Source organism: Plantactinospora veratri (assembly GCF_036421995.1).
GTDB lineage: Bacteria > Actinomycetota > Actinomycetes > Mycobacteriales > Micromonosporaceae > Plantactinospora > Plantactinospora veratri.
Genome location: NZ_JAZGQL010000003.1, coordinates 297911 through 316162 on the forward strand (window position 1 = coordinate 297911; position 18252 = coordinate 316162).

Below are 18252 nucleotides of genomic sequence, written 5' to 3' on the forward strand. Positions count from 1 at the left end.
GAAGTCGGATTGTCGACACCGGCGCCGGCCCGACCGGACGGCGCATTCCGGGCCGTCGGCCGGCGGCCTACCGTGACCGCTGCGCAGACCCAGCGTGACCCGCTGGGCCCAGACCTACCGGGAGCTACCGCAGGAGGCCGCAGTGACGGTGCTGCACTTCGACTCGCCGATGTCCGACGACGAGCGTCGGGCACGGCTCTTCGCCGGGGACCTGTTCGTCTACTCGCCGACGCCGCACTCGATGGCGCTGGTCGCCTTCGCCCGGCAGATGACCGAGACCGCGTTCGCGCCGCACTTTCCGCCGGAGGCGCAGCACCACCTGGCCGGCCCGGACTACGTCTCGGTGCTGGCCGAGCTGAAGCCCAGCTTCATCAACCACCCGCGCAGCGCCGAACTCGTCCGGGGGCTCCTGTCCGACCTCGGCGCCGACCCGGTGCAGACCTACTTCGACGTACCCCGGCTGCGCTCGATGACCAGCGAGTACCTCAACGCGGGACTCACCCTCCAGTTCGAGTCGCACCGGGACACCTGGTTCTCCGCACCCATGTCCCAGCTCAACTTCTGGATCCCGGTGTACGAGGTGACCGGGGCGAACGTGATGGCCTTCCACCCGAGATACTTCGACACCGGGGTGCGGAACAGCTCCCGGGACTACAACTACGCGCAGTGGGTGGCGCACGGCCGGAGCGCTGCCGCCGCGCAGGTGCACGCCGAGACCCGCAGGCAGCCCGGGCTGGAGCAGGAGCTGGAGCGGGAGCCCGACCTGCGGGTACTCACGCCGCCCGGCGGAGTCCTGGTCTTCTCCGGTGCCCAGTTGCACACCACCGTGCCGAACACCTCGGGCCGGACCCGGTTCTCCATCGACTTCCGGGCGGTCAACCTGCGCGACGTACGGGCCCGGGCCGGCGCCCGCAACGTCGACTCGGAGTGCACCGGCACCACCCTCGGCGACTTCCGCCGGGCCACCGACCTGGCGCCGATGCCGGCCGAGCTGGTCGAGGCCTACGACACCGTGCCCGCCTGAGGTGTTAGGAAGGGCCCCCGCTACAACAGAAAGCGATAACGGGGGGCCCTTCCTTACACCTCGTCCTTAGGCTGGTTCGACCAGTTCGACGAGTACGCCGCCGGCGTCCCGGGGATGCACGAAGTTGACCCGGGAGCCGGCGGTACCCCGCTTCGGCGTCTCGTAGAGCACCCGTACGCCCCGGTCGCGCAGCGCGGCGCAGGCGGCGTCGACGTCCGCGACCCGGTACGCGACCTGCTGCACCCCGGTCCCGCTGCGGTCCAGGAACTTCGCGATGGTGGAGTCCGGGGTCAGCGGCGCCAGCAGTTGCACGCAGCCGCCGTCCGGTGTCGGGCCGACCTGGAGCATCGCCTCCCGGACCCCCTGCTCGGGGTTGGTCTCGGTGTGCACGCAGCGCATCCCGAAGACCCGCTGGTAGAACTCGATCGCGGCGTCGAGGTCGGCCACCGCCACCCCGACGTGATCGATGCCGAGCAGGCCGATGCCTGTGAGATAGTCGGCAGCCGGGCTGTCCGGCTTGTCGTCGTCCACCAGGATAGTCTGACCTAACCGACGTTAAGGCGCTCCGCCAGGTCCCCCCGGAGGCGACAGTTCCCATGGCATCCGTGATCGTCAACGGCGCCCGTACCCCGATGGGTCGGCTGCTCGGCAACCTCAAGGACTTTTCGGCGACCAAGCTCGGTGGCATCGCCATCCGGGCCGCCCTGGAGCGCTCCGGGGTCGCCGCCGACCAGGTGCAGTACGTGATCATGGGGCAGGTGCTCCAGGCCGGTGCCGGCCAGATCCCGGCCCGGCAGGCGGCGGTGGAGGCGGGCATCCCGATGTCCGTGCCGGCGCTGACCATCAACAAGGTCTGCCTCTCCGGCCTGGACGCGATCGCCCTGGCCGACCAGCTCATCCGGGCCGGCGAGTTCGACATCGTGGTGGCCGGCGGCATGGAGTCGATGACCAACGCCCCGCACCTGCTGCTCGGCCAGCGGGCCGGCTACAAGTACGGCGACGTGACCGTGAAGGACCACATGGCGCTGGACGGGCTCACCGACCCGTGGGACTGCTGCGCGATGGGCGAGTCCACCGAGCGGCACAACGCCCGGCACGGGATCAGCCGGGCCGAGCAGGACGCGTTCGCCGCCGCCAGCCACCAGCGGGCCGCCGCCGCGCAGAAGAACGGCGCCTTCGCCGAGGAGATCGTCCCGGTGACGGTGCCGCAGCGGAAGGGCGACCCGCTGGTGATCGCCGAGGACGAGGGCGTACGCCCGGACACCACCGCCGAGTCGCTGGCCCGGCTCCGCCCGGCGTTCACCCCGGACGGGACGATCACGGCCGGCAGTTCGTCGCCGATCTCGGACGGCGCCTGCGCGGTGGTGGTGATGAGCAAGGCGAAGGCGACGGAGTTGGGGCTGACCTGGCTGGCCGAGGTCGGCGCGCACGGCAACGTGGCCGGTCCGGACAACTCGCTGCACTCGCAGCCGGCGAACGCCATCGAGCACGCGCTGCGCAAGGCCGGGCTGACCGTGGGCGACCTCGACCTGATCGAGATCAACGAGGCGTTCGCGCAGGTCGGCGTCAAGTCGGCCCGGGACCTCGGCGTCTCCGACGAGATCGTCAACGTCAACGGCGGTGCGATCGCGCTGGGCCACCCGATCGGGATGTCCGGGGCCCGCCTGGTGCTGACCCTGGCGATGGAGCTGCGTCGCCGGGGCGGCGGCACCGGTGCGGCCGCGCTCTGCGGCGGCGGTGGCCAGGGTGACGCGCTGATCGTGCACGTGCCGGTACAGCCCGGCGGGCGGGAGTGACGGCGGAGTCCGCCGCGGACCGGCCCGAGTCGGAACCGGCCGGGTCGGCGCGGCCCGAGTCGGAACCGGCCGGGTCGGCGCGGCCCGATCCGGAGCCGGCCGGGTCGGCGCGGCCGGAGCCGCAGCCGGCCGGGTCGGTGCGGCGCAGCCGGGACGTGCCGATGCTGGTCGACCGGGCCCGGCAGGGCGATCCCCGGGCGGTGGCCCGGCTGATCACCCTGGTCGAGTCCGGTGACGAACTGCTGCCGCAGGTCGCGGCGGCGCTCGCGCCGTACACCGGGCGGGCCCAGGTGATCGGGCTGACCGGTTCGCCCGGGGTGGGGAAGTCGACCACCACCAACGAACTCGTCCGGGCGTTGCGGGCCCGGGACCACCGGGTCGGTGTGCTCGCGGTCGACCCGTCCAGCCCGTTCACCGGCGGCGCGATCCTCGGCGACCGGGTCCGGATGCAGGACCACGCCACCGATCCGGGGGTCTACATCCGCTCCATGTCCAGCCGGGGGCACCTGGGCGGGCTGGCGGCGGCGACCCCGCAGGCGGTCCGGGTGCTGGAGGGGGCCGGCTGCGACGTCGTACTCGTGGAGACCGTCGGGGTAGGCCAGGCCGAGGTGGAGGTCGCCTCGCTCGCCGACACCACCCTGGTGCTGCTGGCGCCCGGGATGGGTGACGCGATCCAGGCGGTCAAGGCCGGCATCCTGGAGATCGCCGACGTCTTCGTGGTCAACAAGGCCGACCGGGACGGCGCCGACGCCACCGTGCGGGACATCAACGGCATGATCGCGTTGGGTGAGCGCGGGCCGGGGGAGTGGCGACCGCGGGTGGTGCGCACGGTCGCGACCCGGGGTGAGGGGATCGACGACCTGGTAACGGCGGTGGAGAAGCACCGCGGCTGGCTGGTCGAGCACGGCGAGCTGCGCCGCCGCCGCGAGGCCCGGGCCGCCGCCGAGGTCGAGGCGATCGCGCTGGGCACCCTCCGGGACCGGATCGGTTCGCTCCGCGCGGGTACGTCGCTCGCGGCGCTCGCCGCCCGGGTGGCCGACGGCTCGCTCGACCCGTACGCGGCAGCCGGCGAGCTGCTCGACCAGCTCGGCCGGTCCGCCGGCTGAGCGACGTCGCGGTCAGGGGTGCAGGACGGCGCCCTTGAGTACCTTGTCGACGGCGTTCCTCGGCCCGTGCACGGCCAGCCCGACCAGGTCGAGCCGGTCCCGCCCGACCGCCCGGACGGCGGCCCGGTTGTCCCGGTCGTTGCCGGTGCCGAAGAGCTGCTCGGTGAAGATGGCGGCCCGCATCCCGCGCTCGACGGCCCGGCGGTGCGCCGCCACGACGACGTCCCGGCCGCCGGTGAAGACCAGCACCGGCTGGCGGAACATCGGCAGGTAGCGGGTGTCGTCGGCGTCCAGGTAGTCGGCGCCGAGCAGCTCCGGCTCCGCCCCGGCGACGCCGCTGGTCAGGAAGGCCGTGACGTTGAGCCGTTGCCAGGTCGCGAGGTCGTCCCGGAGCAGAATGGCGATCTTGGTGTCGAAGCGGACCCGTGCCGGCTCCGGTCCGGCCGTCGGACGGCTGCGGTCATGGGAGATCCTCCTCGGTCGGTCGTCGGACCGATCCTGTCCCGTTCCCGGCCGCGAATCTTGTACGTTCCTCGCACCCCGTACGCCGGCTCGCGGGGTCAGACTCGGCGGAGCCGAGAATGTGTCAGTTCCGCCGCTGGTTTGCCGACGGCGGATAGGCTCCGTCAACGCCGACGGCGCCGTGCAGGCCGTCGAGACCAGGGGAGAGAGACGAGAATGACCGAGGTTCACAACGATTCCGGCCAGGCCACGGAGACGGCACCGGCGGCAGCGCCCGCGGCGGCGCCGAGGGGTGGCACCGAAGTGTCCGAAGAGGTCATCGAGAAGATCGCCGGTACGGCGGCCCGCTCGGTGCCCGGCGTCGCCGATCTCGGTGGCGACGTCGCCCGGTTCTTCAACAGCGTGCTGGACAAGGTCGGCCTGGACGAGGTGGGTGACGCCGGGCGGGGCGTCTCGGCCGAGGTGAAGGGGACCAGCGCGACCATCCGGGTGGTGCTGGTGATCGAGGCCGGTCACGTCGTGCAGGAGGTGACCGAGGCGGTCCGGGCGAAGGTCATCGAGGCGGTCGAGAAGTACGGCCTGACGGTCGCCGAGGTGAACGTCAAGGTGGACGACATCGAGCTGAACACTCCGCCGGCCGCCGGGGCCTGACCGTGGTGGTGGTCCGGCCGCGATTGCCGTGATCAGGGATCTTCCGCCCGGAAACCGCACCGCCCCGGGCTGGAAGGTCCCCTGATCGCGGGACACCCCGCCTTGATCGCGGGCTACCTTAGCGATCGTTCAGGGTCCCCCTCTACACTCGGGCTCAGTCGAGGAGCACGAGGAGGCCCCCACCGATGAACGCCGAGGAGATTGCCGCCGGCCGAGCCCGCTGGCAGGCCCGGTACGACGCGGCACGCAAGCGGGAGGCGGACTTCACCACCCTCTCCGGGATGCCCGTCGAACCGGTCTACGGCCCGCCCGAGGGGAGCGCCGATCCCCGGTTCGCCCGGATCGGCTGGCCGGGCGAATACCCGTACACCCGGGGGTTGTATCCGACCGGCTACCGGGGACGGACCTGGACGATCCGGCAGTTCGCCGGCTTCGGCAACGCCCGGCAGACCAACGAGCGCTACCGGATGATCCTCGGCGCGGGCGGCGGCGGGCTCTCCGTCGCCTTCGACATGCCGACCCTGATGGGCCGGGACTCCGACGACCCGCAGGCGCTCGGCGAGGTCGGGCACTGCGGCGTCGCCGTCGACTCCGCCGCCGACATGGAGCTGCTCTTCGACGGCATCGACCTCGCCGCCGTCACCACCTCGATGACCATCTCCGGGCCGGCGGTACCGGTCTTCTGCATGTATCTCGTCGCCGCCGAGCGGCAGGGCGCGGACATCTCCAAACTGGACGGCACCCTCCAGACGGACATCTTCAAGGAGTACATCGCGCAGAAGGAGTGGCTCTTCGATCCCGAGCCGCACCTGCGGCTGATCGGCGACCTGATGGAGTACTGCGCCCGGGAGATCCCGCGCTACAAGCCGCTGTCGGTCTCCGGCTACCACATCCGGGAGGCGGGGTCGACCGCCGCGCAGGAGCTGGCGTACACCCTGGCGGACGGGTTCGGCTACGTCGAGCTGGGCCTGAGCCGGGGCCTCGACGTCAACGTCTTCGCGCCCGGGCTGAGCTTCTTCTTCGACTCGCACGTCGACTTCTTCGAGGAGATCGCGAAGTTCCGGGCCGCCCGCCGGATCTGGGCCCGCTGGCTGCGCGAGGTGTACGGCGCCACCGACGAGCGGGCACTCTGGCTGCGCTTCCACACCCAGACCGCCGGGGTCTCGCTGACCGCGCAGCAGCCGGTCAACAACGTCGTGCGGACCGCCGTCGAGGCGCTGGCGGCGGTGCTCGGCGGCACCAACTCGCTGCACACCAACGCGCTGGACGAGACCCTCGCGCTGCCCAGCGACTCGTCGGCGGAGATCGCGCTACGCACCCAGCAGGTGCTGATGGAGGAGACCGGCGTGGTCAACGTGGCCGACCCGCTCGGCGGCTCCTGGTACGTCGAGGCGCTGACCGACCGGATCGAGGCGGAGGCGGAGGAGATCTTCGCCCGGATCCGGCAGCTCGGCGGCGACGGGCCGCACCCGATCGGCCCGATGACCTCCGGCATCCTGCGTGGCATCGAGGACGGCTGGTTCACCGGTCAGATTGCCGAGTCGGCCTTCACCTACCAGCAGGCGCTGGAGAAGGGCGAGAAGAAGATCGTCGGCGTGAACTGCCACACCGGTACGGTCGCCAAGGAGCTGGAGATCCTGCGGGTGTCGCACGAGGTGGAGCTGGAGCAGCGGCGGGTGCTCGCCGACCGCAAGGCCGGCCGGGACGCTGTGGCGGTCACCGAGGCGCTGACCCGGATGGTCGAGGTCGCCCGGTCCGGCGAGAACATGATCCCGTCGATGCTCGCCGCCGCACGCGCCGAGGCCACCCTCGGGGAGATCTGCGACGCGCTCCGCGCCGAGTGGGGCGTCTACCGCGAGCCGGCCCGGTTCTGAAGCGTCGGGTACCCGGCCGGTCCGTGCCGTCGGCGGACCGGCCGGACGACGCTGTCGGCCGGTGCCCGGTCGGCCGGGTTGGCATCTGTCGGGCAGCGGCGCTTGGGCAGGGTTCGTGGCGCCGCGTGCGAGACTAGGGAACCATGAGCGACCCACGGATCACCTCGTCGATCTTCACCCGCGGCGCGGTCGACCTCGGCGCACTGCGCGCCGCACAGACCCCCGCGCAGCCGGCGGCGGCAGCGACCCCGCCGGGCGGCCCCGGCACCCCCGGCGGGACGCCGCCGAGCACACCTCCCGGGGGCGGGGGCGGAGTCGCGGTGATCGACGTCACCGAAGCCACGTTCCAGTCCGAGGTGCTGGAGCGCTCCCTCAACACGCCAGTGGTCATCGACTTCTGGGCCGAGTGGTGCGAGCCCTGCAAGCAGCTCTCCCCGGTGCTGGAACGGCTCGCCGCCGAGGGCGCCGGTGCGTGGGTACTGGCCAAGGTCGACGTCGACGCCAACCCCCGGCTCGCGCAGATGTTCCGGGTGCAGAGCATTCCGATGGTCTACGCGGTGGTGGGCGGCCAGCCGGTCGACGCCTTCGCCGGAGTGGTGCCCGAGGCGCAGTTGCGGCAGTGGATCGGCGCCGTGCTCAAGGCCGGCGGTGTCTCGGTGGAGGCACCGGAGGACCCCCGGCTCGGCGAGGCCGACGAGGCGCTGATCAGCGGCGACCTGGACGCGGCCGAGCGGGCGTACAAGAAGATCCTCTCGGACGCGCCGTCGGACGCGGCGGCCGAGGCGGGGCTGGCGCACGTCGCGCTGGCCCGCCGGGTGAGCGGTGCGGACCCGGCGGCGGCGCTGGCCGCGGCCGAGGCGGGTCCCGACGACGTACCGGCGCAGTTGCTCGCCGCCGACATCGAGGTGCTCAGCGGTCAGGCCGAGCAGGCGTACGCCCGGCTGGTCGACCTGGTCCGTCGGACGGCCGGCGATGACCGGGAGGCCGCCCGACAGCACCTGGTGTCCCTGTTCACCATCGCCGGTCCGGACGATCCTGCGGTGGCCAACGCGCGGAGGGCGCTCTCGCGTGCGCTCTTCTAGAAAATAGGCAGCTACGAGCAGCGCGCGTGCCGGCCTGGCAGCCGCGATACCGGACGGGAGCACACTATGCGCCGGATCGCCGTTCTGGACGCCCCGTCCAACCTGGGCCTGCGTCCGCCGACCCCCACGTCGGTGCCGGGCTGCGCCAAGGCGCCGGGCGCGCTGCGTGACCACGATCTGATCGCCCGGCTCGCCGCCCGGGACGCCGGCTGCCTCACCCCGCCCCGGTACGACCCGGGCGACTGGCGTCCCGGGGACGGGGTGTGTCACGCCGGCTCCATCGCGCGGTACTCGATGGATCTGGCCGAGCGGATCGGCGGCATCATCGACCAGGGCGAGTTCCCGCTGGTGCTCGGCGGGGACTGCTCGATCCTGCTCGGCTCGGCGCTTGCCATGCACCGGCTCGGCGAGGCGGTCGGCGGCCGGATCGGGCTGGTCTTCGTGGACGGCCACTCCGACTTCCGGCACCCCGGCAACGCCTCCTACGTCGGTGCGGCGGCCGGCGAGGATCTCGCCCTGGTCACCGGGCGGGGCCAGGCCGACCTGGCCGCGATCGAGGGGCGCCGGCCGTATTTCCGGGACATCGACGTGGTGGTGCTCGGCATCCGGGCCCACGACGAGTACCGGCTCGACCTCCAGGCGGCCGGCATCACCACCCGGCCGGTGCCGGCGCTGCGGGTCGAGGGGGCGGCCCGGACCGCCCAGTGGGCGCACGACCAGTTGACCGACTGTGCCGGGTACTGGGTGCACGTCGACGTCGACGTGCTCGACCCGGCGGTGATGCCGGCGGTGGACGCGCCGGACCCGGGCGGGATCGCCTTCGCCGAGCTGGAACTGCTGCTGGCCGGGTTGGTCGACACCCCGCACTGCCTGGGTGTGGAGATCACCGTCTTCGACCCCGACTACGACCCGGACGGGGTCTACGCCGCCGAGATCGTCGACACGCTGGTCGCCGGCCTGGCTCCGGTCTCCGCGCCCGAGGCGGTGCCGCCCCGGCTGGCTCCCGGGCGGCCCGCCGCCCACGGGTGGGACCCGCCGGTCCCGGGGCCGCGTACTGTTCCGCCCACCGTGCCGAGCCCGCCGGTCCGGCAGGCGGCGGTGCCGTCGATCGGGGCCACCGCCCGTCGGGGCGTACCGGCGGTCGAGTTGCCGACCTTCGTCCGTCCCTCTCCGGCCGCCGTACGGGAACCGACCGGCTTGGTGGCCGAGCACGCCGAGCCGCAGCCCGGCGAGTCGGAACCGGCCGAGCCGGGCGGTTCCTCGGCCGGGGAGTCGACCGTCGTCGGGTCCGTCGAGTCGGGTGGTTCGCCGGAGGTGCCGGCGGTGCAGCCGGAGGTGCCGGCGGTGCGGCGGGTCGAGTCCGGGCGCAACGGCGTGAGCCGGTCCGAGGTAGGCGATCTCGCCGCCCGCTGGTCGGAGCCGGTGGGTCCGCCGGCCTCGGCCGGTCCGGGGCGGCTCCGGCGCAACCCGGCGCCGGAGGCGGAGCCAGCCGTCGAGGCCACGCCGGGCGCCGCCCCGGCCGAGGGTTCCCGGCCGGGCGGCGAGCCAGCCGACGAGCAGCGGCACGGGGCGGGCGGGGCACCGGCCGACGACCCGGGGCCAGGGTCGACGGCGGAGAGCGCCTGAGCACCGGCGTACGGTCGTGGTGGCTGGCACAGTGCGATCGGACCGGCCCGGATGTCCGGGACCCTCAGGGGTGAGCGGCGACGGTTCGGCTTGACAGTGGCTAGCTATGGTAACTAGCTTCGACGCTATGGAAGATAGCAAGTTGCCCGCTCCAGGGAGAGCCTGGCACAGGTCGCCCGGTGCCTAGGGCCGGACTCTCCACGGCGGCGGTGGTCAGCGCGGCGATCGAGGTGATCGACGAGCAGGGCGTCGACGCCCTGACCCTGGCGGCCGTCGCCGCACGCACCGGGGTCGCCCCGCCCTCGCTCTACAAGCACGTCGCCGGCCTCGCCGAGCTGCGCACGCTGGTGGGCATCCGGCTGATGACCGAGATGACCGACCGGGCCGTGGCGGCCGTACTCGGCCGCAGCGGCGACGAGGCGGTGGCGATGCTGTTGCGCACCTACCGCGCCTATGTCCGCGAGCACCCGGCCCGGTACGCGGCGCTGCCGCCCGATCCACTGCACGAGCCGGCCATGGTCGAGGCCGGTACCCGGATGTTGCAGGTCTTCCTCGCCACGCTGCGCGGGTACGGGCTCACCGACTCGGCGGCGATCCACGCCGTACGGTGCGGTCGGGCCATCGCGCACGGGTTCTCCTCGCTGGAGGCCAGTGGCGGCTTCGGACTGCCGGAGGACCTGGACGAGACGTACGAGCAACTGATCGCGATGTTCGTGGCCAGCCTGCCGCGCCGGTGACTTTCGGCTGATCACGAGGGCAGCCCGGGACAGCGGCTCCGGCCGGATTCCGGTAACGTGCGCGAGCGCTGTGCTGTTCCTGAGAATGTCCTGAGAGGAATAAACCATGTCCACAACCGCCGCCGGTCCGGCCGTCGGGCAGAAGTCCTGGATTGCCGCGCTGCTGCTCTGCCTCTTCCTCGGCACCATCGGCGTGCACCGGTTCTACGTCGGCAAGGTCGGCACCGGCATCCTGATGATCCTGACGTTCGGCGGGTTCGGCATCTGGACCCTGATCGACCTCATCATGATCGCGGTCGGCAAGTTCACCGACAAGCAGGGCCAGGCGCTCGCCCGCTGAGCGGACGCGCAGCGGCCGGGGCGGTCCGGGGGATACCCCGTCGACCGCCCCGGCCGGCGCGTTTCCGGGCTGGGTACCCGCGCTCAGCCGAGGCCGCGGAGGAACTTCTCGGCGATCGGCACGGCGGTGGCGGTACTCGATCCGCCCTTTTCGACGAAGACCGCGAACGCGACGTCGCCCTGCCAGCCCACGAACCAGGCGTGGGTGTGCGCCGGGTTGTCGTCGTACTCGGCGGTGCCGGTCTTGCCGTACACCGGGTCGCCCGGCACGTCCGCCAGGGCGCTGCCGGTCCCCTTGGTGACCACCTCGCGCATCATCGTGCGCAGCGGCTCGACCGAGCCGCCCTTCAGCTGCGGGCCGGGCGGGGCGGGCTCGCCGGGCGCCGGCTCCAGCACCAGCTTCGGCTGCTGCCACTGCCCCCGGGCCACCCCGGCGGTCGCCGCCGCCATGGCCAGCGGACTGACCACGGTGGTGCCCTGGCCGAACGACGCGGCCGCCCGCTCGGCCGCCGAACCGCCGGCCGACACCTTGCCGGTGAAGGCGTCGACGCCGAGTTTCCACTCGGCCTCCAGCCCCAGGCTCCGGCCGGCGTTGGCCAACCCGTCCGGCCCCAGCTTCGGGGCGAGCGCGGCGAACGCGGTGTTGCAGGACTTGGCGAAGTCGGTCCGGAACGGCACCGTGCCGAGGGCGAAGTTGTCCGAGTTCTTGAACGAGCGCCCGTCGACGGTGAACGTCTTCGGGCAGGCGACCGGCGTGTCCAGGGTGACCGCTCCGGCGTCGAGCAGGCCGAGTGCGCTGACCATCTTGAAGGTCGAGCCGGGCGGGACCTGGGCGGTGAAGGCGAGGTTCTCGGCGCTGCTGCCGTTCGCCGCGGCGAGAACCGCGCCGTCGCTGATCCGTACCGCGACCAGAGCGGCCCGCTGCCGGGACCCGCGTACCGCGTCGTCGGCGGCGTTCTGGGTGGCCACGTCGAGGGTGGTCTTCAGGGATACCCCGGCCTGCGGCTCGCGCCGGAACACCTCGGTACCGGTCGGCGTGACCGTACCGTCCGGGCGCTTGCTCGCGATGATCACGCTCAGCCCGGTCCCGCCGCGCAACTGCTTGTCGTAGCGGCCCTGGAGGCCGCCGTGTCCGACCAGGTCACCCTCTTCGTAGAGGCCGGGGTTGGTCGCCATGTCGTCGGCCTGCACCGGGTCGACCGAGCCGAGCAGGGCTCGGGCGAAGTCCCGGGTCGGCGCGAGTTCCCGCTCCTCGTCGCGGAACTTCGTCCCCGGCAGTCCGTGGATGCGCGGTTTGATCTGGAGGTACGCCTCCCGGCGCAGGGTCACCACGTCGACGAAGTGTTCCGGTTGCGCCTCCCGGATCCGGGCCGGCAGGTCGGTCAGGTCGACCGGCGGGGTGATCGGGGGCCGGATCGCCCTGAACGCCGCGTCGAGCTGCCTTACCAGGCCGGGTAGGTCGGTGACCTCGTTGGGCTGTACCCCGACCAGCACCACCGGCCGGGGCGCCACGATGGGTTTGCCGGCCCCGTCGGTCAGCGCCGCCCGCTTGGCGGGGAGCCGGCGCACGGCCAGCTCGTCTCCGCTGGTGAGGCGCGGCTCGACGACCTTCGGTTCCCAGATGACCTGCCACTCGTCGTCCTCGCCACGCTTGAGGTGGATCTCCGACGGGTACGTCCAGTGCGTGTCGCCGGGCAGTGTCCAGTCCACCCGTACCGTCGCGGTCGCGGTGTCCTCCGTGATCTTCGGGTCCCCCTCCCGACGGAGCTTGGGTGGCGTCTTGGCCAGCTCGCCGGAGAGCTGTTTGATCTCCTCGGCCACCTCGTCGGCGGGTACCCGCTCGCCCGCCGGGTTGCGGAATCCGATCTTGTTGAGGTCGCCGCCGAGCCAACCGGCCAGGAACGCGTCGACCGCGCGGTCGGGACCGTCCGAGTCCGAGCAGCCGGCCAGGCCCCCGGCGGCGAGCAACACGCCGGCAAGAACGGTGACCGTCCCTCGACGGGCGGTTTGCCGGAAGAGGGGGCGTTGGGAGGGATTCGGAAAGCGCATGCCGCGGTTACCTTCCAGCTCAAGACACCGCCGGACGTTGCTCCGGCGGCAGACCGACCGTAGTACGCCGTGCCGAATCGGGGCTGCCCCGGTGCTGTCCGGGAGGGGTGGAGCACGGCCGTCTGCGATCCGTCTTGACGCGCTCCGTCGCTGGTCAGGGCCGGTATGGCTGCCGGATGAGCGGTCTGGTCACCGGTCCGGCGAGGTGGATCGGGTGATGGCCGAGCGTGCGTGGGTACTCCGAGGCGGGCGTGTCGGGCGTCCGCAACGGATGAAAGGACAGATCTCAGATCCGACATCCGGCCGCCGGTCCACCGGCAGAGGGGCTTATCGGTAGGGCCTAGTCTGGGCGGAGAGTGACCCACGGCGTGGTGGGTCGAGGGGAGTGGCACGATGGACCGGCGTCCGGCGATCAAACCGGAACCCGTTCTCCGGCCGGCGGATGCCGACCGAGACGACAGTTACGACGCGGCGATCGACGACGACGGGGCGGGCTCTCGACTCGCCTCTGGCGCGACCGGCGTGCCGGGAGCCAGCATCGACACCCTCTATGACCTGGGACTGCCTCCGGAGGCCCTCGCCGACGACGTCGAGGACGCGGATCTGGACGAGCCGGTACCGAACGCCGAGCGGCTGGTGGCCCAGGCGGTGGCGCTGGCCGGCGACGACCACGACGCGGCGACGCTGGTCGACCGGTTCTGGCGGTTCGCTCCGGACGAGGAGCTGATCGGTTTCACCCCGGCGGAGATGCTCGTCGCCGCCAAGGAGCACCGGGATCTCGCCCAGCAGCGGGTACCGGGCGAACTCAAGCTGCGGATCCACGAGCCGGACGAGGAGCAGCAACGCACCGTAATTGAGATAGTTACGGACGATATGCCCTTTTTGGTGGATTCCGTCACGGCGCTGCTGACCGGACACCACCTCGACGTGCACATGCTGGTCCACCCGCTGGTGGTGGTCCGCCGCGAGCCGCTCGGCCGGCTGACCGAGGTCGCCGCCGACGTCGAACCGGACGACGCGATCGACGGCGACATCGTCGAAAGTTGGATGAGGATAGAGATCGATCCGGTACGCGGCGCGGCGGACCGGGACCGATTGCGCGCCGAGTTGCAGCGGGTGCTCACCGACGTACGCGAGGCGGTGGAGGACTGGCCCAAGATGCGGCAGCGGGCCCTCTCCCTCGCCGACGAGCTGGCCGCCGCGCGGACCTCGGACAACCGGCCACCAGTACCGGAAAAGGACATCACCGACTCGGTGGAACTGCTCCGCTGGCTGGCGCACGAGCACTTCACCTTCCTCGGCTACCGGGAGTACCGGCTGATCCAGACCGAGCAGGGGCCGGCGCTGGAGGCGATCCTCGGCACCGGGCTGGGCATCCTCCGTCAGGACTCCACCACCCCCCGGGCGCTCTCCTCGATGACGCCCGAGGCGCACCAGAAGGTGACCGAGAAGCGACTGCTGATCATCACCAAGGCGAACTCGCGGGCCACCGTGCACCGGTCGGCCTATCTGGACTACATCGGTTTCAAGGTCTTCAACGCCGACGGCGAGGTGGTGGGGGAGCGCCGCTTCCTCGGCCTGCTCGCCACGGCGGCGTACCGGACCAGCGTCCGCGAACTGCCGGTGGTGCGACGCAAGGTCGCCGAGGTGCTGGACCGCTCCGGGCTCAGCCCGCGCAGCCACTCCGGCAAGGACCTGTTGCAGATCCTGGAGACCTATCCCCGGGACGAACTCTTCCAGATCAAGACCGACGACCTCTACCACGCCGTCGTCGGGGTGTTGCGGATGGCGGGCCGCCGCCAGCTCCGGGTCTTCCTGCGCCGCGACGGGTACGGCCGGTTCATCTCCTGCCTGATCTACCTGCCCCGGGACCGGTTCACCACGCAGAACCGGCTGCGGATGCAGGAGATCCTGCTCCGCGAGCTGAACGGGATCGGCGTCGACTACACCACCCGGGTCACCGAGTCGATGCTGGCCCGGGTGCACTTCATCGTCCGGACCGACCCGGCCAGCCCGCCCGGCGAGGTGGACGCGGACCTGCTCGCCGAGGAACTCGCCGACGCCACCCGGCTCTGGGACGACGACTACCGGCTGGTGCTGGAGCGCAAGCTCGGCGACGAGCAGGCGAAGCGGCTCTTCACCCGGTACGCCGACGCGTTCCCGGAGGGCTACAAGGACGGGCACACCCCGTACGAGGCGATGAAGGACCTGGCCAAGCTGGAACTGCTGGAGGAGCCGGGCCAGCTCGAGATGCACATGTTCCGCAAGCAGCAGCCGGTCCGGCCGGGCGGCCCGACCCCGGCCACCACGGTCGAGGACGTCCGGTTCAAGGTCTACCGGTACGGCGAGCCGATGGTGCTCTCCGCCGTGCTGCCGGTGCTGCACTCCCTCGGCGTACGGGTGGTCGACGAGCATCCGTACGAGGTGGACCGGATCGACGGTCGGATCTACCTCTACGACTTCGGCCTCGAACTGCCCGAGGGCGCCCGCGAGCTGGGCGAGGTGCGCCCGCACGTGGAGAACGCCTTCTCCGCCACCTGGCGGGGTGAGGCCGAGGTCGACGGCTTCAACGAGCTGGTGCTGCGCGGCGGGCTCACCTGGCGGCAGGTGGTGGTGCTCCGGGCGTACGCGAAATACCTGAGGCAGGCCGGCACGGTCTTCTCGCAGGACTACATGGAGTCCACGTTCATCGCGTACCCGCAGGTCGCCGCCTCGCTGGTGGAACTCTTCGAGGTGCGGTTCTCGCCGACGCTCGGACTCGGCGCCGAGGAGCGCAACCTGCGGAGCAAGGAACTGGTCACCTCGATCAACCAGCAGCTCGACGACGTGAGCAGCCTGGACCAGGACCGGATCCTGCGGTCGTACCTGACGCTGATCCAGGCGACCCAACGGACCAGCTTCTACCAGCGGCGCACCGACGGGCGGCCCAAGCCCTACGTGGCGTTCAAGCTCGACCCGCAGATGGTGCCGGACCTGCCGGAGCCCCGGCCGAAGTACGAGATCTTCGTCTACTCGCCGCGCTTCGAGGGCGTACACCTGCGGTTCGGGCCGGTGGCCCGGGGCGGCATCCGCTGGTCGGACCGGCGGGAGGACTTCCGGACCGAGGTGCTCGGCCTGGTCAAGGCGCAGATGGTGAAGAACGCCGTGATCGTGCCGGTGGGCGCCAAGGGCGGCTTCGTGCTCAAGCAGAAGCCGGGTGACCGGGACGAGGCGGTCGCCTGCTATCAGGGCTTCATCTCGGCCCTGCTGGACGTGACCGACAACCTGGTCGGCGGGCAGATCGTGCCGCCGTCCGACGTGGTCCGGCACGACGCCGACGACCCGTACCTGGTGGTGGCGGCGGACAAGGGTACGGCCAGCTTCTCCGACACCGCCAACGAGATCTCGGTGCGCAACGGCTTCTGGCTGGCCGACGCGTTCGCTTCCGGCGGCTCCGCCGGCTACGACCACAAGAAGATGGGGATCACCGCCCGGGGCGCCTGGGAGTCGGTGAAGCGGCACTTCCGGGACATGGGGATCGACACCCAGACCCAGGACTTCACCGTGGTCGGCGTCGGCGACATGTCCGGCGACGTCTTCGGCAACGGGATGCTGCTCTCCGAGCACATCAAGCTGGTGGCCGCCTTCGACCACCGGCACATCTTCCTGGACCCGGATCCGGACCCGGCCGTCTCCTACGTGGAGCGGCGCCGGCTCTTCGACCAGCCGCGTTCCTCCTGGGCGGACTACAACGCCGAGCTGATCAGCGACGGCGGCGGGGTACATCCGCGTACCGCGAAGTCGATCCCGATCAGCCCGCAGGTCCGCGCGGTGCTCGGCCTCGGCGACGGCGCCGAGTCGATGTCACCGCAGGAGCTGATGAAGGCGATCCTCTCCGCCCCGGTCGACCTGTTCTGGAACGGCGGGATCGGCACCTACGTCAAGGCGTCGTCGGAGTCGAACGCGCAGGTCGGGGACAAGTCCAACGACGCGATCCGGGTGGACGGCCGGGACCTGCGGGCCCGGGTGGTCGGCGAGGGCGGCAACCTGGGCTTCACCCAGGTCGGCCGGATCGAGTACGCCCTGGGCGGCGGCCGGATCTTCACCGACTTCATCGACAACGCGGCCGGGGTGGACACCTCGGACCACGAGGTCAACATCAAGATCCTGCTCGGCGCGGCGGTGGCCGACGGCGAGCTGAGCGTGCCGGACCGGGACGCGCTGCTGGCCGAGATGACCGACGAGGTCACCCAGCTCGTGCTCCGGGACAACTACGACCAGGCCCGGGCGATCGGCAACGCGCTGGCCCAGGCGGCCTCGCTGCTGCCGGTGCACCGGCGGATGATCTCCGACTTCGAGCGGGCCGGACACCTCAACCGGGAGTTGGAGGCGCTGCCGCCGGACGAGGAACTGGCCACCCGTACCGACATCGGGCTGACCGCGCCGGAGTTCGCGGTGCTGCTCGCGTACGTCAAGATCGTGCTGGAGCGGGAGATCCTGGCCGACAAGCTGCCGGACGAGGCGTGGACCTTCGAGGTGCTCGCCAACTACTTTCCGACCCCGCTGCGCGAGCGGTACGCCGACCGGATGCCGGAGCACCGGCTGCACCGGGACATCGTCACCACCATGCTGGTGAACGAGGCGGTGAACCGGGGCGGCATCTCCTTCATCTACCGGGTGGTGGAGGAGACCGGCGCGACCCCGGCCGACGTGATCCGGGCGTACGTGGTGGTCCGCGAGGTCTTCGGGCTGCGCGAGATCTGGGCCGACATCGAGGCGCTGGACAACCGGGTGCCGACCGAGGTGCAGACCGCCGTCTACCTGGACACCCGGCGACTGCTCGACCGGGCGGTCCGGTGGCTGGTGACCAACCGCCGGTCACCGATCGACGTGCCGGCCGAGACGGCCCGGCTGCGCGACGGGGTCTCCCGGCTCCTGCCCGAGCTGGGCAACATCTTCTACGGCAGCGAGCGCGAGGCGCTGGAGGCGCACGTCGAGATGTGCGTGCGGCGCGGGCTGCCCCGGGAACTGGCCGAACGCACCACCCGGCTGATGTACAGCTTCGGCCTGCTCGACGTGGTGGAGACGGCGAGGGCGACGGGACGGGACGTCGGCGAGGTGGCGGCGGTCTACTTCGTCCTCTCCGACCGGTTCCGGGTCGACTCGCTGCTGTCGAAGATCTCGCTGCTGCCCCGGGAGGACCGCTGGCAGACGCTGGCCCGGATGGCCCTGCGCTACGACCTCTACGCCGCGCTGGCCGCGCTCACCGCCGAGGTGCTCGGCGGGACTCCTGCCGACCTGTCGCCGGACGAGCGGGTGCAGGAGTGGGAGCGGTCGAACTCCATCTCGATCGGTCGTACCCGCAAGGCGATGGGGGAGTTCGACGAGTCCCGGGCGGACCTGGCCGCGCTCTCCGTACTGCTGCGGCAGATCCGTACCCTGGTCCGGACCTCGGCGGCCGGCAGCCCCGGCCCGGAACGCCGCCGACGCGGCGCCCGTCCGGTCCCCGCCGCAGCGACGGGCGTAC

At 71.8% G+C, this 18252-nt stretch carries 11 protein-coding genes and 2 pseudogenes; 10 read left to right on the top strand and 3 right to left on the bottom strand.

Features of this window, described 5'->3' with window-relative positions:
- The first annotated feature begins 94 nt into the window (after positions 1-94).
- Complete coding sequence (locus V1634_RS04655) at positions 95-1024, top strand: phytanoyl-CoA dioxygenase family protein (protein ID WP_331206477.1); 930 nt, start codon at positions 95-97, stop codon at positions 1022-1024.
- A gap of 66 nt (positions 1025-1090) precedes the next feature.
- On the opposite strand, the gene mce is transcribed toward V1634_RS04655, so the two are convergent.
- Positions 1091-1555, bottom strand: a complete 465-nt coding sequence (gene mce / locus V1634_RS04660) for a methylmalonyl-CoA epimerase (protein WP_331206478.1) — start codon at positions 1553-1555, stop codon at positions 1091-1093.
- A gap of 65 nt (positions 1556-1620) precedes the next feature.
- On the opposite strand from mce, the gene V1634_RS04665 reads away from it, so the two are divergent.
- Both V1634_RS04665 and meaB read left to right on the top strand, forming a co-directional pair.
- Positions 1621-2820: an acetyl-CoA C-acetyltransferase gene (locus tag V1634_RS04665; protein ID WP_331206479.1), complete on the top strand. Its 1200-nt coding sequence runs from the start codon at positions 1621-1623 to the stop codon at positions 2818-2820.
- Positions 2821-2981: 161 nt separating this feature from the next.
- Positions 2982-3926 (top strand): methylmalonyl Co-A mutase-associated GTPase MeaB, encoded by a 945-nt coding sequence (meaB, locus tag V1634_RS04670; protein WP_331206518.1) that lies wholly within the window; start codon positions 2982-2984, stop codon positions 3924-3926.
- A 12-nt stretch (positions 3927-3938) separates the two neighbouring features.
- Here the strand turns inward: meaB and V1634_RS04675 are convergent, their stop codons facing one another.
- Complete coding sequence (locus V1634_RS04675; RefSeq protein WP_331206519.1) at positions 3939-4397, bottom strand: DUF2000 domain-containing protein; 459 nt, start codon at positions 4395-4397, stop codon at positions 3939-3941.
- A gap of 294 nt (positions 4398-4691) precedes the next feature.
- On the opposite strand from V1634_RS04675, the gene V1634_RS04680 reads away from it, so the two are divergent.
- The 6 genes and pseudogenes from V1634_RS04680 (at position 4692) to V1634_RS04705 (ending at position 10698) form a co-directional block, all read left to right on the top strand.
- Positions 4692-5039 carry an Asp23/Gls24 family envelope stress response protein gene (locus V1634_RS04680; protein ID WP_331206480.1) on the top strand — a complete coding sequence of 116 codons (348 nt, stop codon included), beginning with the start codon at positions 4692-4694 and terminating at the stop codon, positions 5037-5039.
- A gap of 185 nt (positions 5040-5224) precedes the next feature.
- On the top strand, positions 5225-6913 hold the full coding sequence (locus V1634_RS04685) for an acyl-CoA mutase large subunit family protein (protein ID WP_331206481.1): 1689 nt from the start codon (positions 5225-5227) through the stop codon (positions 6911-6913).
- 143 nt (positions 6914-7056) lie between these two features.
- Complete coding sequence (locus V1634_RS04690) at positions 7057-7995, top strand: tetratricopeptide repeat protein (protein WP_331206482.1); 939 nt, start codon at positions 7057-7059, stop codon at positions 7993-7995.
- 66 nt (positions 7996-8061) lie between these two features.
- Positions 8062-8994 (top strand): annotated as a pseudogene (locus V1634_RS04695) (arginase family protein); the annotation flags it as partial.
- 806 nt (positions 8995-9800) lie between these two features.
- A complete protein-coding gene (locus V1634_RS04700; protein WP_331206483.1) occupies positions 9801-10358 on the top strand; it encodes a TetR/AcrR family transcriptional regulator in 558 nt (185 codons plus the stop codon).
- 106 nt (positions 10359-10464) lie between these two features.
- Positions 10465-10698, top strand: a complete 234-nt coding sequence (locus V1634_RS04705) for a TM2 domain-containing protein (protein ID WP_107260331.1) — start codon at positions 10465-10467, stop codon at positions 10696-10698.
- Positions 10699-10781: 83 nt separating this feature from the next.
- On the opposite strand, the gene V1634_RS04710 is transcribed toward V1634_RS04705, so the two are convergent.
- Positions 10782-12746 carry a penicillin-binding transpeptidase domain-containing protein gene (locus V1634_RS04710; protein WP_331206484.1) on the bottom strand — a complete coding sequence of 655 codons (1965 nt, stop codon included), beginning with the start codon at positions 12744-12746 and terminating at the stop codon, positions 10782-10784.
- Positions 12747-13139: 393 nt separating this feature from the next.
- Between V1634_RS04710 and V1634_RS04715 the strand changes: the two are divergent.
- A pseudogene (locus V1634_RS04715) lies at positions 13140-18185 on the top strand (NAD-glutamate dehydrogenase); the annotation flags it as partial.
- Positions 18186-18252 lie beyond the last annotated feature (67 nt).